The sequence below is a fragment of the Brucella sp. NBRC 113783 genome, from assembly GCF_040372265.1.
Classification (GTDB): domain Bacteria; phylum Pseudomonadota; class Alphaproteobacteria; order Rhizobiales; family Rhizobiaceae; genus Brucella; species Brucella teleogrylli.
In genome coordinates this window covers 637,581-650,436 of record NZ_BAABRX010000003.1, presented here as the reverse complement: position 1 = coordinate 650,436, position 12,856 = coordinate 637,581, and the positions used below count along the sequence as shown (strand labels likewise).

The following is a 12,856-nucleotide window of genomic DNA, read 5'->3' as shown; positions in this document are numbered from 1 at the left end:
GAGTGAGCCGTCGCTTGATTTTCTCGATTCTAAAAATAAAATTTGTTTGCCAATGACATATGACTTCCAGCCTCGCACGTTTTCGCTACGGGGTTCTTTTTACCGCGCCAAGATCACGTTTTAATAAAAAGAAAGTCAAGACCTTGTAAAAATGCTTGGTTAGCGCTAGATGATACGCATCGAATTTGTTATCGAACGACGTGGCTGAAATTTAAAGCCCTTCTTTTTCTCTCAAATCGTAAAACTCGCAGCAAATTAATTTTCGTTATTATTTAACCGTTCGATTTGAAGGATATTCAATATGACCAACGGAACAGTAAAATTCTTTAATGGCACAAAAGGCTTTGGATTTATTCAACCTGATGATGGCTCTCCGGATGTATTCGTTCATGTTTCGGCTGTTGAGCGTGCAGGTTTGCATGCACTCAATGAAGGCCAGAAAGTAAGCTTCGAACTCGTAGCGGATCGCCGCTCGGGCAAGAAGGCTGCCGATAATCTTCAGGCTATTTGATTGGAGCAATGATATTGTCTCGGGTCTTTGACCACGGATGTACTGGCATTGCTCGTTGAGACAATTGGAAGGTCGGGTCTGCCCGACCTTTTTTATTTGGTCCTTTTTTTCTGACCCGAATGCGGATCCAACAGCCGGAGGGACAGTATAAGATGGGCGAGCCTACCAAAGAAACGATCTTCAAGCAGCCTCGCACACGTATGGAAACAAAAAACGCTGTGACCGACAAGACTGCCAAGGGCATTCTGGAAAACGAAAGAGCAGCAGTTAACGCAAAAACCGCCCGGCTCCGAGCTGCACGTTTGGAGCGCGAGCGCACCAAATTTTCAAAAGAGTAGGATAGAAATTGCAGGTACTCGTTAGAGATAACAATGTCGACCAGGCACTCCGTGTACTGAAAAAGAAATTGCAGCGCGAAGGTGTCTTTCGTGAAATCAGAGAACGTCGCGCTTATGAGAAGCCGTCAGAAAAACGCATCCGCGAGAAAGACGAAGCCATCCGTCGCGCTCGCAAAGATGCAAAAAAGAGAGCGCAACGCGAGGGCCTTTTGCCAAAGCCGAAACGAAAGGCCGCGCCGATGCGGCCACGAAATGCGGCGGCCTCAATTCTTAATAGCCACTGAGTTGCTTTGTTGACTCTCAATTAGCGCGCAATATTAACCCCTTATCGGGGTCCAATCTTCACCCCATTGTAGACGATTAGCGCTTGGCCGGCCCGGCGCTGGCCGGGGTTGCAGAGGGTAGGCCAAGCGCGGGTGATGTGTATCTTCGCTATAGCTTTGAGAGCGGTTTTTGAAGCGCCAGGACTCATTTCCGGTTTCCACGATCTCGCAGTGATGGGTCAGGCGGTCGAGAAGTGCTGTTGTCATCTTGGCGTCACTGAACACCGACGGCCATTCATCGAATGCCAGGTTCGTCGACGATGATCGAGGTACGCTCGTAGAGCCTGCTGATGAGGTGGAACAGGAACTGACCTCCGGCCTGCGCGAACGGCAGATAGCCAAGTTCGCCGAAGATGATAAAGTCGAGGCGTGTGAGATAATCGGCTATTCGACCCTGCTTGCCGTTGCGCGTTTCCGTTTCAAGTCGATCGACCAGATCAACGACGTTGAACAAGCGGTCGCGGGCGCTGTTGCGTATGAGTGCCCGAGCAATCGCGATAGCTAGATGGCTCTTGTCCGGTCCCGTGCCGCCGACGAGAGCAACGTTGCGCTGATCGGCAACGAAGGTGCCGGTGGCCAGTTCCCGCACCAGGATTTCATTGACGGGCGTGTCGGCGAAGTCGATGTCTTTTGCCAATGGCAGCTTGGCAATTCTGAGCTGGTAGCGAATGGACCGGGCCTGTTTCTCGTCGATCCAATTGCAGGAGGTCGCCTACGACGCGCGATGGTTCGTGCTGCCTCCTGATGCCATTGCCCATGACCTCGTCGTAGGCGCTGCGTATTCTGTAGAGCTTCAGCGTGCTCATCAATTCTAGAACTTGCGTGCGTTCCATCAACTTATCCTCCTGAGCCTGTCGTAACGGGCGCAGTCGGCGACCGGCTCATTGGCGAAGCGCATTCAGGATTTGCAAGATCGCAACGGGCAGAACCCATGCGCGGAACGGAGCGCCGTTGCGCAGAGAAGTTGCCTGGCGGGTCTCTTCTCAACATAATGGAGCGATTGGCAGCCAGCCATAAACGCCTTCCAACTCTTTCGGCTTCGCGAAATAGGGAAATACACTATCCGAGAACGGAGTTGATGGCTGCTGCAATAGCAGCATCGCTAACGGGCTTGCGCACGATGGTTATGTCACAAAGCTTTTCGGGAATGAGCACCCTGTCGCTATAACCTGTGGTGAACAGAAAAGGAATCTTCAGTCTGAGAAGTAATTCGGCGATATTCTCCGAAGTACGGTCCCCCAGATTAAAATCAAGGATCACTAGATTGGGTTTCGATCTTTCAATAATCTCAAATGCCTCTGGAGCGTTAGAGGCAAGATTAATATCTTCCGCACCAAATCTCCGCAACGTGTTTTCCATATCAAGAGCGATCAGGCTCTGGTCTTCGACAACCAAAATCTTCATTCCGTTCATATGAACTTTCTCAACAACTCCTTTTTGAAGATCTGGCGTAATTAACTCATCGGTCAATTTCGTCACATATAAGGATGGAACAGAAAACTGTGCCCGAAGTCCATCCCGGTGGTATTCGATCTTGGCTTTTCCGCGGAGGTCGTACTCAAAAGAATTTCGAATTAGCTTGCTACCGAATCCGGTCTGTGAGGGCCAAGTAACGGATGGCCCTTCGGTCTCGCTCCAGAAAATCTCGCAGTCGCCGGAGGCTTGCTGTTTCCACCTGATAGTCAGGCGTCCTTGTGGAATTGAAAGCGCGCCATACTTCGCCGCATTTGTTATCATCTCGTGAAAGACCATGGCGATAACGCTGAATGCGCGTTGATCGAGATGAACCGGTGGACCTTCCAGAGTTATGCGACCAGGGGCATCACCATAAAGGTTGACCTCGGTTTTGAGCAAATCTGCTAGCGAACCGCCGTTTTTGCCGTCCAAAGACAGGTCGTGTGCCGATGCGAGCGCACGTAATCGTCCTTCAAGCGTTTGAGCGTAATCAGCAACATTTGTCGCGTTAGCTCCCGTCTGAAGCGCGATTGACTTCACCAGAGAAAGAATATTTTTCACACGATGATTGAGTTCGGCGTTTAACACCTGGCGTCGCTGTTCGGTTTTCGCTCTTTCCTGTTCAGACAACTCATTTTGCCGGAGTATAACGTCACGCAAATAGGTGCCAATCGACTGAGCTACCGAAAGGTCTGTTGCTGTCCAGGGCGTTGAACGCCCGCGAACTTCTTCCCGCCAGGTATCAAAGCTGCCTCTCGGCGTTAATCTGGGGCCGAAAGGCGTTTCAACGGTGGTTTTCACCGGCTCGCCCGCCCACTCGATAGCGTGCGCCTCTTCGTTGCGGAACAAAACAAGATAATCATTGAACGCCATCGAAAGTGGTATTGCCAGCAGGCCTGCAACGCTTCCGGCATAATCGGCCAAGTGGGCCCTGATTTCCTGACTTGCCCAAAGCTCGCGTCGTGATTGACGGCTTGCGGTTTCGAGCACTTGGCGAGTTTGATGTTCGTTGAGTACGTCGCCACTTTGAAGCCATTGCCCATTCATCCATAATGCAGCTCCGTTGCCGCCAACCAATTCGGAAAACCGGCTGAGTTGTGCCCCCAGACTCTCGCGAATTTCGTCACTGATGCTTAATTGGGATACGATCGCGTCGAGCTTTTCTCGTGCGTCCGCGGTGAGTTGCAATGTTTTGCGTCTTTCACAATCGGCAATATGTAACGAAAAATACTGCCCGAACAGTTCAGCGCCTATGCGTAGGGGAAGAGGGGTGACTTTAGGGCTGTCGTGATGACAAGATATCAGGCCCCATAATGCTCCATCAACGACAATCGAAATCGACAACGAAGCGGAGACACCCATATTCTGCAGGTACTGGCAATGGATCGGGGAAACACTACGCAACTGTGCAAAGGACATGTCGACAGCGGGTTCGTCTGCCGCCAGTGAGGGACAAAGTGCGATCGGCTGATAGGACGTGTCGGAAATCATCCTTATTGTATTGATAAGATAAAGACGCCGGGCTTGAACCGGTATATCCGACGCCGGAAAATGTTGTCCCATAAAGCTGCAAAGCATGGGAGACTTTGCCTCTGCGATGACGCGACCGGCTCCATTATGGAGAAATCGATAAACCATCACGCGGTCGTAACCCAGCATTGCTCTTACAAGGCGCACGCCCGTTGCTGCAGCTTTGTCTACCGTTTCCTCGCGACCAATGCGATGAATGACGCTGCGTGTGAGATCAAGCGCCTGACGGGCACTTTGCCCACGATCCGCGCAGGGCTCTATTTCGACGAATGTTCTTCCCTTGTGTGTATGGATCACAGCGTCAAAGAGCAGGGATTTGCCTGGAAAGCGCAGGCCAAGTACGACAGATGACAAGCCCGGCTCTCTCGCTTTTGCGGCTGCATTACGGAAATCATGGGCATTTTTCTCGCCAACAATCAAAGAAATGGCGATGCCAGGGATCAAATCCCCTCTATAGCCCGTTATGCATGGAATATTGGCAGAAGCAAAAAGGAGATTTTGGCCAGACTGATCCATAACCAGCATTGCGCCGTGCGGTTGGATCGAACCTGGAATGTGGATTGGTTCGCGGTCACAATTAGTGAGATTGACAGGTTCGGACACATCCATTGCGGCAGAACTTTCCCGGACTTAACCGTTCGTGAGCGCACCTTTTCCAGGATTGCTAAATTATCTGAGAGCTGAAAACGGCAAGACGTTGTGACCGCTGACAAACGAAAACATCCATTGAGATTGTATTATTAATGATGGAGCACACAAACAAACACGTCTTTTCAATGGGTTACGTTAAGTACGTCTAAAAGTAACATAGACCGAAAGGATCGTCCGTCCACTATTGGACACAACGGTCGCGAAAAGAGGAACTCGACTGTATGAATTTAACATCGACCCACGAGATGTCGGGCAATTTGCTTCTGATGATGCTCAATGAGGAGGACCGACAAAAGCTGCTGCCGCATACGGTCTTCTACGAACTTGAAGCGGAGGCTGTTTTGCAGAAGGCGGGAGATGACGTTGTTCACACATGGTTTCCGTGCGGGGCAGCGCTCGCGAGTTTTCAGCGCTGGGTCGATGAAGACAATAGCGCCGTCGAAATCGCGCTGATAGGAAGGGAAGGGGCTGTGGGGGGGATTGTGTCGAACGGAAGTCTGCCCGCCTATGCCACTGCCATCGTTCGTAACTCGGGAAGTTTTGTCAGGATCAAAACGGCCGCACTCGAACAGTTGAAGCTGGATTCCATTTCGCTTCGGCACTGGTTTTCCCGCTATTCTGATTGCCTGATGGCTCAGGTATTTCAAACGGCTGCGTGTAACGCGACCCATACCATAACCCAGCGAACTGCCAAATGGCTGCTAGCAGCAGCAGAACGAACCGGCACAGATCAATTTGAGATGACGCACGATCAGTTGTCAGAAATGCTGGGAGTTGGCAGGACTTTTGTAACGCGCATTATTGGTCAATTGCGTAACGAGGGCATTATTGCCACCAGACGCGGATTGTTCATCATAAATGATAAAAGCGCTTTGAAGCGCAAATCCTGCAGATGTACGCAGGAAATCGAGGAGCATTACGACGCCGTAATGCACGGAATTTATTCATGACGTTTTCCTCGTTCACTGCTTGAACTGCTCACCATCTAGAAAGCCTATCTGGCAATGTCGGCAAAACGATATTACGTAGTCTTCACGAGCCTAACGAACGATGGAAATTTTTTCTAATGACCCAACACACTGTCCCGCAACGCCGTTGGGATTTGAAAGCCGCTACCGCGCCCCACCACGACCGAATTGACAGACTTGGTTCGTTATATGGCATGTTCGATTCATTGAATGCCTACAGGAAATATCTAAAGGCCACCTGGCACAGCAGATTGATTCTGGAAACATTGCTGGATGAAAGTGAACTGAAAAGAATATTCTCAGATTGGGATAAACATAAAATTCAATCTGACCTTCAACAGGATTACGCGGACCTGTCCGACGGGGAAGAACTGAAGAGACCGGAATTGAAGTTCCCCGTTGGAACGCGTGTTGATTTGCCTGCCGCGATTGGCACGCTATACGTGCTCGAAGGTTCCGCATTGGGGGCGACATTTCTCATCCAAAAGACTCGATTGCTTGGTCTTGGCGACGAGTATGGTGCGCGTCATTTAGCAAAACAGGTCGGAAATTTAGCTGGATGGAAGAAGACCGTTTCTTTGCTGGAATCCGTACCGCTCGACAAACAGGATGAAAAGCGGTGCATCGAGGCGGCGATTTACAGCTTTCGTACGTTTGAGATCAATTACGAGAAAGCATTTGGTGAGCCATAAGATCGCGAGTAAAATAAGAGCTTGTTCAGCTGTTATGAATTCACTTAGCTAATGCATGATTTATTGCTAAAAAGTCAGAGTTCGAGAGTGCTGCTTGCGATGACGCCCTACATTTGAAATCTGGTGTGATCCAGATTAAATCTGTTTGCGTATAATGCTGATGAACACAAAAGTTTCATTCCTCTCGCAACAGTGGCACATGGAAGCTCAGCATAATTTACAGGTTCTGGCTTCGCTACTTCTGAGCGGATGGGGTTTAATACGGATGAATGGACAGACCGCACCTGAAGACCAGCCCTCAATGGAGGAATTGATGCTGGCGGTCAGTTCCCGACGCGATGTGGACGCTTTCGAGGTGATTTTCAAGCATTTCGCACCCCGGGTGAAGGCTTATATGGCCAAACTGTCTGCTGATACGCAAACAGCGGAAGAATTAATGCAAGAGACTATGATTGCGGTCTGGAACAAGGCAGATCAGTTCGATGTTGCCAAAGGAGCCTTGTCCACCTGGATTTTCACCATTGCACGAAACCAACGCATCGATGCAGTGCGACGCGCCCGGCGCCCGGAGTTCGACCCAACCGATCCGGCCTTTGTGCCCGATGAGGAACAGCCCGCTGACCTGAGGATTGCCGAGCGGCAATCCGCCAGCCAGTTGCGCGCTGCAATGGCCGACTTGCCGAAGGAGCAATCCGCCTTGCTTGAACTCGCTTATTTCGAGGAACGCACGCATAGCGCCATCGCAAAGAAGCTGAACCTCCCGCTTGGTACGGTTAAATCCCGCCTGCGGCTGGCATTCAACAAATTGCGCGCAGCGCTCGATAATTCGGGAGCGCATTGATGGATATCAAGCATCATTTGAGCGACGAACTCCTTTCAGGCTATGCTGCGGGCACGTTGGCCGAGGGTTGGAGCATCGCAGTCGCCACGCATCTTGCGCTCTGCCCGGCCTGCCGTTCAAGGTTCAAGCAGTTTGAACAGATTGGCGGTCAGCTTCTTGACGCGGTTGAGCCGCAGAAACTCGAAGCATCCACATGGGATAGTTTCAAAGACAGGTTGCAGAAGACACCGCAATCAAGGGAACCTTCTGCACCGCGCTTCGAGATAAAGCAGCCTGCCGTGATACCGGAACCACTGCGATCCTACGTCGATGGCGATTTGCCGGACCTGAAATGGAAATCTCTTGGCCGGGGTGCCTATCAGGTGCCAATTGAAACTCGAGACAGCGAAACGCAGGTTCGACTTTTGCGAATTCCCGCAGGAAAGCCGGTGCCAGAACATGGGCATGGCGGTCGCGAACTGACATTGGTGTTGAGCGGCAGTTTCCATGATGGAACCGGGCTCTTTGCGCGCGGTGACATTGAGGAAGCGGACGCTGATCTCGTGCATCAGCCGATTGCCTCGTCGGATGGCGACTGCATCTGTCTTGCGGTGACCGACGCACCGCTAAAGTTCCAGAGTTGGCTTATGCGGCTTGTGCAGCCATTGATTGGCATCTAAAGAAAAGGCGGCATGATTGCCGCGTATTTGATTAGTTCAACACGACAATTGCCGTGTTCAAGGCTGTCGCCAGCGATAGCCATATGAGGTAAGGCACGAATAGCAGTGCCGAGATGCGATCCGGTTGCCATGCGCGAATGATAAACAAAAGCACACAAAGCCAGACGCCGATGATTACGACAAGCCCCAGCACGGTCATGTGAGCGCCGAAGAAAATAGGCGTCCAGACGAAGTTCAATACCATCTGACCAAACCACGGTCCGCGCCGCCGCCAACCACGATCGTTTATCCATGTGCGCCAGCCTGCAGTGGCAATGAAGATATAAAGTATCGTCCAGATGGGGCCAAAGGCAGCGTTAGGCGGGGTAAACCAAGGTTTTTGAAGCGCTGCATACCATTCGCCCGGCGGAAAACCCATACCGATTGCCATTCCTACAACAATGATGACCAGGACGAAGGCGGCCAGAAGACCCCATTTTTGCATATTCTTACTCCAATCTAGCCGCTGATCCGCGACGTAACCCAATAGCCAACATAGGCTGACGCGGTAGACAGGACAGTGCCCCAGACCATGTCTGCGATTGTCAGGGTCCATGACCAGTTTTTCAAAGTGGCCTGATTGGTCAGATCATAAGTCGCATAAGCGACAAATCCGAGAAGCGCCCCGTGAACGAGTGTGACTGTACCACTACCGGCCAGAAGTCCGGGCTTGACCGCGAAGAAAACCAGTCCAAACACGAAAATCACATAGAAAACGACAGCTGGTGCGAGACGAAAACCCGGCGCAAGCATGTCACCCATGACAGGGCGGTAAAACACGTTCGCCATATTGGACAACCAAAAGGAGTCGATTGCCAGAAATGCAACCGCTGTGACCACATAGGCTATGAGATAATCTTTCATCGATAGCTCGCTCTCTTACTTGATGCGGGTCCAGCCCACATTGCGACACAGGAGGCCAGCCAGAACGCAGCCATTGGTCGTCATAGTGTCGCCGTCAACTTTCACGCTGATCTTGTAGGTCAGGTTGCGTTGCGGATCGAAAGCCGTACCTGAATATTGCCCGTCCGCAGTTTCGTTGATGCTCATCACCAGCCGGTCGCCGGTTTTCTCTTTTGGTGTTCCGGGCTTGATCCAGGTGTTGGTCGCGCAGATATCCTTGCCGCATCCCGCTACTCTCACCCGCGCGTTGCCATCTCCGCGCGCCCAGTTACCGTTGATCTCAGCCGGCTGCGCCGAGAAGGGAAACAATACCATCATCATGCCGACCGTCAGTATCCATTTCATCGACGCTTCCTTCGTTAGTAGGTGTGGAGTCTACGCGTGTTCAATCGTGTAGAGCCCAACATTGATTGCACCTTCCTCGAACCCACCTTCGCAATAGCAAAGGTAGTATTCCCAAAGCCGCCGGAATTTATCGTCAAATCCAAGCTTCTCGATTTCAGGCCAGTTGGCGATAAAGCGCTGACGCCATTCGGCAAGCGTAAGCGCATAGGAACGGCCGAAATGCTCGGTCTCCTTTAAAACCAGACCGGCCTTTGCAAGGTCGCGTTCAAGCACTTTATCCGACGGCAGAAAGCCTCCCGGAAAGATGAATTTCTGGATGAAATCGGCCTTGCGACGATAGTTTTCGTAGCGTGTTTCTTCTATCGAAATGACTTGCAGGACGGCTCGACCGCCGGGCTTGAGACAACGCTTCAGGGTTGCGAAATATTCAGGCCAATAGGCTTCGCCAACGGCTTCAAACATTTCGATTGATACAATGCGGTCGAACTGGCCCTGAATATCGCGGTAATCTTGCAAGCGAAGGTCAACGGCTTCGCTGAGCCCGACGTTTTCAACTGCGGCTTTTGCCCAGGTGAGCTGCGACGGCGACAGGGTTATTCCTGTCACATGGGCATTACGACAGTTTGCGAGATAGCCAGCTAAGGCACCCCAGCCACAACCGATCTCCAGAATTCTTTCGCCGCCCTCAAGCGCCAGTTTTTCAGAAATATACTGCAACTTCTGCTCCTGGGCACTTTCAAGGCTATGGGTCGTCTCAGTCCAGATCGCTGATGAATAAAGCATCGAGTGGTCGAGCCACCGGGCATAGAAATCATTGCCGAGATCGTAGTGGGCTTCGATGTTGCGCCGGCTGCCGCGACGCGTGTTTGCATTGAGCAGATGGCCGATACGGTTCAGCGCTCGCGTCCAACCAGATCCGCGTAATGTGGATATAAGCGTATCGCGATTGCGCGCCGCAAAACGGATGACCGATGTGAGATGGGGCGATGTCCATTCGCCTTCGATATAGGCTTGGGCAAAGCCGATATCCCCGCCCGTCAGCAGGCGACGCAGGCTGTTCCATTTAACAATTGCAATTTTGGCTTCCGGTCCGGGCAATCGACCGTTAACGGCAATGACCTCACCGTCGGGCAGCGAAAGCACCAATCGCCCATGCTGAACCTGCTTCAGCAGGCGTTTCAACACGATAGCCGAGGGGCTGAAAGCCGGTCGTTCAGTCCGGGTTGATGCCGATAGTTGATGATATTCGTCGAGCTGGCTCATGCGGCCTTGTTCCTCTGCTGGGCGGTCTCGTTACGAACAGATGTGATGGAAATCTCAGGCGCTGCGGGTCGTTTGCGTAAACCGATGCCCTTCAACCATATTTTCAGCGCTTCCCAGTGAATGCCGCCAATCACTTTCAAGGTGAGAAACGGAATCGAAAAAAACGCACGCAACAAGGTGGCGTCGCTTAGCTCAACCCGGCGTGCCAGATGGCGGGCCGTCAAAAGCAGGCCTTCATCATCAAAACTGTTGATGCGGATGGAAAGCTGGTCTGCGGGAGGCGTGACTTCAAACTCATATCGCAGCTTCATATCCATGAAGGGCGAGACGTAAAAAGCCTTGTCGCAGCTTTGTACGATGCGTCCGTTATCGCAGTTCTGGACCGGGATCATATAGCCGTGGCGCTGGCGGAAAGTGTTATCAACCTCCCAGAGGACCGCCACAAGCTCACCGCCACAATTATAGCAGAAGAAAACACTGAGCGGGTTAAAAGCCCAGCCCGCAATACGCGGCATTGTGAGCAGGCGGATCGCACCACCATCAGGTACTATTCCGGCTGCCTCCATGGCGCGTTCCACTTGCTTGCGTAGCGGCTGGGCGGATCCGTCGCCTCTGTCTTTCCTGTAGAAAGAAAACAGATTGAAACGGTCGAGCGAAAACAGCTTCAGTTTGCAATCAAGCGCTTCCAGCTCATCAAGGTCGAGCAGGAGCGAGTAGATTTTATAGGCCAGCTTATGAACCTTCGGTCGTAAACGCGCATGGGTCACATGGCCGGGAAACAGTGCGGACTGGAAGTTCTCGGTCATGCCAGCGCCCTTTCCCAAATAGGGAAACTCTGGCGAACGATGCGCCCGCTTTCGTGCTCGACCTGCCATGGACGGCGCAGGCCGCCCAGATCTTCTGCCACGGCAAGACCTGCCTGAAGGCCGTCCTCATGAAAGCCGGAGCCGAAATGCGCGCCGCAAAACCATGTCCTGCGCTGCCCCTGCAAGGACCAGATTTCTTTCTGCGCACGATCTGTTGCCATGTCGAAAATCGGGTGTTCATAGATAACGCGACGGATCACCAGTTCCTCGCGTGGTGCACGACAAGGATTGAGCGTCACAAAAGTCTCGGGCGCTTGGCCCAGCGGTTGCAGACGGTTCATCCAGTAAGTGATGGATGGCTGCGCCTGGCCAGTTGCTGCATTGGTTAGGTAATTCCAGCTCGACCACGTCGCACGGCGTTTGGGCATCAGCGAAATATCGTTGTGCAGCACCGCTTCATTTCGTGAATATTGAAACGCGCCGAGAATGCGGCTTTCATCCGCGCCCGGATCGGCCAACATCCGCAAAGCCTCATCGGCATGTGTGGCAATCACAACATCGTCGAACACATGGGAAATACCGTTTCCGTCGATCAACTCGACGGAATGTTCGGCGCGTTGCACGGATTTGATCGGCGTTGAGAGCCTGATCCGGTCTGCATAGGGCTTTGTGATCCGCCTTACATATTCCCGACTACCGCCAGTTACCGTACGCCAGATTGGCCTGTCACGAAGAGCTAGAAGGCCGTGATTGCAACAGAAGCGGACGAAGCTTGCAGCCGGATATTGCCCCACTTCCATGGCAGGGGTAGACCAGATCGCTGCCGCCATCGGATAAAGATGATCTTCACGAAAAGCCCGGCCATAACCATTGCGTGCAAGATAATTATCAAGCGAAACATCGCCCATGAACCTCAGGTCTTTGGGCGCATTGCGATAAAATCGTAAGAGATCGCGGATCATCGACCAGAAGCGTGGACTGACCAGATTGGAGAACTGGGCAAAGAGGCCTAGGCCGGTACCGCCGGAATATTCGTAAGCGCCATTTCCGATTGAAACAGCAAACGACATGTTCGACGCGGCTGTTGGAACGTCAAGCGCGCGAAACAGGGCAGTCAGATTGGGATAGGTCACTTCATTATAGACAATGAACCCGGTATCGACGGCCACAGGACCATGACTGCTCTCAAATTCGACGGTGTTGCTATGACCGCCAATACGGTCCGATGATTCAAACAAAGTCACATCATGCCGTTGCGACAGTAGCCATGCAGCAGATAATCCAGAAATCCCGCTGCCGATGATCGCGACGCTGAGACGTTTGGAGCTACCCGGACGGTTCGTGATATCCATAGTCCCTCTCTTCACCGCGCGTTGAGCTGCGTATGTGCTACATTTTCGTCGTTTTACGTTTTGAGAAGAAGTTTGGTTCAATCCGCGACGAAACTTTTTTATTTTTTTGAGCCGCTTAAGAAACCAAGCAGACAAACAGAACGTATTGCATGAGGAAAAGCGAACTCCCAATAAAGGTCC

The 12,856-nt window shown here is 52.0% G+C and carries 14 protein-coding genes and 1 pseudogene; 7 read left to right on the top strand and 8 right to left on the bottom strand.

The features are described from left to right. Positions 1 to 301: 301 nt before the first annotated feature. The 3 genes from ABWW11_RS13595 (at position 302) to rpsU (ending at position 1,133) form a co-directional block, all read left to right on the top strand. Positions 302 to 511: a cold-shock protein gene (locus ABWW11_RS13595; RefSeq protein WP_109365776.1), complete on the top strand. Its 210-nt coding sequence runs from the start codon at positions 302 to 304 to the stop codon at positions 509 to 511. Between the two features lie 152 nt (positions 512 to 663). Then, a complete protein-coding gene (locus ABWW11_RS13590) occupies positions 664 to 849 on the top strand; it encodes a hypothetical protein (RefSeq protein ID WP_109365777.1) in 186 nt (61 codons plus the stop codon). 8 nt (positions 850 to 857) lie between these two features. Next, positions 858 to 1,133 (top strand): 30S ribosomal protein S21, encoded by a 276-nt coding sequence (rpsU, locus tag ABWW11_RS13585; protein ID WP_109365778.1) that lies wholly within the window; start codon positions 858 to 860, stop codon positions 1,131 to 1,133. A 159-nt stretch (positions 1,134 to 1,292) separates the two neighbouring features. Here the strand turns inward: rpsU and istB are convergent. Both istB and ABWW11_RS13575 read right to left on the bottom strand, forming a co-directional pair. After that, a pseudogene (istB, locus tag ABWW11_RS13580) lies at positions 1,293 to 2,005 on the bottom strand (IS21-like element helper ATPase IstB); the annotation flags it as partial. 226 nt (positions 2,006 to 2,231) lie between these two features. Continuing rightward, positions 2,232 to 4,766 (bottom strand): HWE histidine kinase domain-containing protein, encoded by a 2,535-nt coding sequence (locus ABWW11_RS13575; protein WP_109365779.1) that lies wholly within the window; start codon positions 4,764 to 4,766, stop codon positions 2,232 to 2,234. A gap of 263 nt (positions 4,767 to 5,029) precedes the next feature. Between ABWW11_RS13575 and ABWW11_RS13570 the strand changes: the two genes are divergently transcribed. From ABWW11_RS13570 to ABWW11_RS13555, 4 genes are all read left to right on the top strand, one after another. Further along, on the top strand, positions 5,030 to 5,758 hold the full coding sequence (locus ABWW11_RS13570) for a Crp/Fnr family transcriptional regulator (protein WP_109365780.1): 729 nt from the start codon (positions 5,030 to 5,032) through the stop codon (positions 5,756 to 5,758). Between the two features lie 116 nt (positions 5,759 to 5,874). Then, a complete protein-coding gene (locus ABWW11_RS13565; RefSeq protein WP_109365781.1) occupies positions 5,875 to 6,468 on the top strand; it encodes a biliverdin-producing heme oxygenase in 594 nt (197 codons plus the stop codon). Positions 6,469 to 6,769: 301 nt separating this feature from the next. Then, complete coding sequence (locus tag ABWW11_RS13560; protein WP_109365782.1) at positions 6,770 to 7,309, top strand: sigma-70 family RNA polymerase sigma factor; 540 nt, start codon at positions 6,770 to 6,772, stop codon at positions 7,307 to 7,309. Further along, a complete protein-coding gene (locus ABWW11_RS13555) occupies positions 7,309 to 7,968 on the top strand; it encodes a ChrR family anti-sigma-E factor (RefSeq protein WP_109365783.1) in 660 nt (219 codons plus the stop codon). Before ABWW11_RS13560 ends, ABWW11_RS13555 begins: the two co-directional genes overlap by 1 nt. Positions 7,969 to 7,999: 31 nt before the next feature. On the opposite strand, the gene ABWW11_RS13550 is transcribed toward ABWW11_RS13555, so the two are convergent. The 6 genes from ABWW11_RS13550 to ABWW11_RS13525 are packed head-to-tail and all read right to left on the bottom strand — an operon-like array spanning position 8,000 to position 12,676. Continuing rightward, positions 8,000 to 8,452 (bottom strand): TspO/MBR family protein, encoded by a 453-nt coding sequence (locus ABWW11_RS13550; protein WP_109365784.1) that lies wholly within the window; start codon positions 8,450 to 8,452, stop codon positions 8,000 to 8,002. Positions 8,453 to 8,466: 14 nt separating this feature from the next. After that, entirely contained in the window at positions 8,467 to 8,871 is a 405-nt protein-coding gene (locus ABWW11_RS13545) for a DUF2177 family protein (RefSeq protein ID WP_109365785.1), read from the bottom strand. 15 nt (positions 8,872 to 8,886) lie between these two features. Next, positions 8,887 to 9,255 carry a DUF2147 domain-containing protein gene (locus ABWW11_RS13540; protein ID WP_109365786.1) on the bottom strand — a complete coding sequence of 123 codons (369 nt, stop codon included), beginning with the start codon at positions 9,253 to 9,255 and terminating at the stop codon, positions 8,887 to 8,889. A 30-nt stretch (positions 9,256 to 9,285) separates the two neighbouring features. Beyond that, positions 9,286 to 10,518: an SAM-dependent methyltransferase gene (locus ABWW11_RS13535; RefSeq protein ID WP_109365787.1), complete on the bottom strand. Its 1,233-nt coding sequence runs from the start codon at positions 10,516 to 10,518 to the stop codon at positions 9,286 to 9,288. Beyond that, on the bottom strand, positions 10,515 to 11,324 hold the full coding sequence (locus tag ABWW11_RS13530) for a DUF1365 domain-containing protein (protein ID WP_109365788.1): 810 nt from the start codon (positions 11,322 to 11,324) through the stop codon (positions 10,515 to 10,517). Before ABWW11_RS13530 ends, ABWW11_RS13535 begins: the two co-directional genes overlap by 4 nt. Next, positions 11,321 to 12,676: an NAD(P)/FAD-dependent oxidoreductase gene (locus tag ABWW11_RS13525; protein WP_109365789.1), complete on the bottom strand. Its 1,356-nt coding sequence runs from the start codon at positions 12,674 to 12,676 to the stop codon at positions 11,321 to 11,323. The genes ABWW11_RS13530 and ABWW11_RS13525 overlap by 4 nt, the downstream gene beginning before the upstream one ends. Positions 12,677 to 12,856 lie beyond the last annotated feature (180 nt).

What these genes read in the sequence shown, in the direction of transcription:
- ABWW11_RS13595 (WP_109365776.1), top strand. Translation starts at nt 302, where the DNA reads ATGACCAACGGAACAGTAAAATTCTTTAATGGCACAAAAGGCTTTGGA.
- ABWW11_RS13590 (WP_109365777.1), top strand. Translation starts at nt 664, where the DNA reads ATGGGCGAGCCTACCAAAGAAACGATCTTCAAGCAGCCTCGCACACGT.
- ABWW11_RS13575 (WP_109365779.1), bottom strand. Translation starts at nt 4,766, where the DNA reads ATGGATGTGTCCGAACCTGTCAATCTCACTAATTGTGACCGCGAACCA.
- ABWW11_RS13570 (WP_109365780.1), top strand. Translation starts at nt 5,030, where the DNA reads ATGAATTTAACATCGACCCACGAGATGTCGGGCAATTTGCTTCTGATG.
- ABWW11_RS13565 (WP_109365781.1), top strand. Translation starts at nt 5,875, where the DNA reads ATGACCCAACACACTGTCCCGCAACGCCGTTGGGATTTGAAAGCCGCT.
- ABWW11_RS13560 (WP_109365782.1), top strand. Translation starts at nt 6,770, where the DNA reads ATGGAGGAATTGATGCTGGCGGTCAGTTCCCGACGCGATGTGGACGCT.
- ABWW11_RS13555 (WP_109365783.1), top strand. Translation starts at nt 7,309, where the DNA reads ATGGATATCAAGCATCATTTGAGCGACGAACTCCTTTCAGGCTATGCT.
- ABWW11_RS13550 (WP_109365784.1), bottom strand. Translation starts at nt 8,452, where the DNA reads ATGCAAAAATGGGGTCTTCTGGCCGCCTTCGTCCTGGTCATCATTGTT.
- ABWW11_RS13545 (WP_109365785.1), bottom strand. Translation starts at nt 8,871, where the DNA reads ATGAAAGATTATCTCATAGCCTATGTGGTCACAGCGGTTGCATTTCTG.
- ABWW11_RS13540 (WP_109365786.1), bottom strand. Translation starts at nt 9,255, where the DNA reads ATGAAATGGATACTGACGGTCGGCATGATGATGGTATTGTTTCCCTTC.
- ABWW11_RS13535 (WP_109365787.1), bottom strand. Translation starts at nt 10,518, where the DNA reads ATGAGCCAGCTCGACGAATATCATCAACTATCGGCATCAACCCGGACT.
- ABWW11_RS13530 (WP_109365788.1), bottom strand. Translation starts at nt 11,324, where the DNA reads ATGACCGAGAACTTCCAGTCCGCACTGTTTCCCGGCCATGTGACCCAT.
- ABWW11_RS13525 (WP_109365789.1), bottom strand. Translation starts at nt 12,676, where the DNA reads ATGGATATCACGAACCGTCCGGGTAGCTCCAAACGTCTCAGCGTCGCG.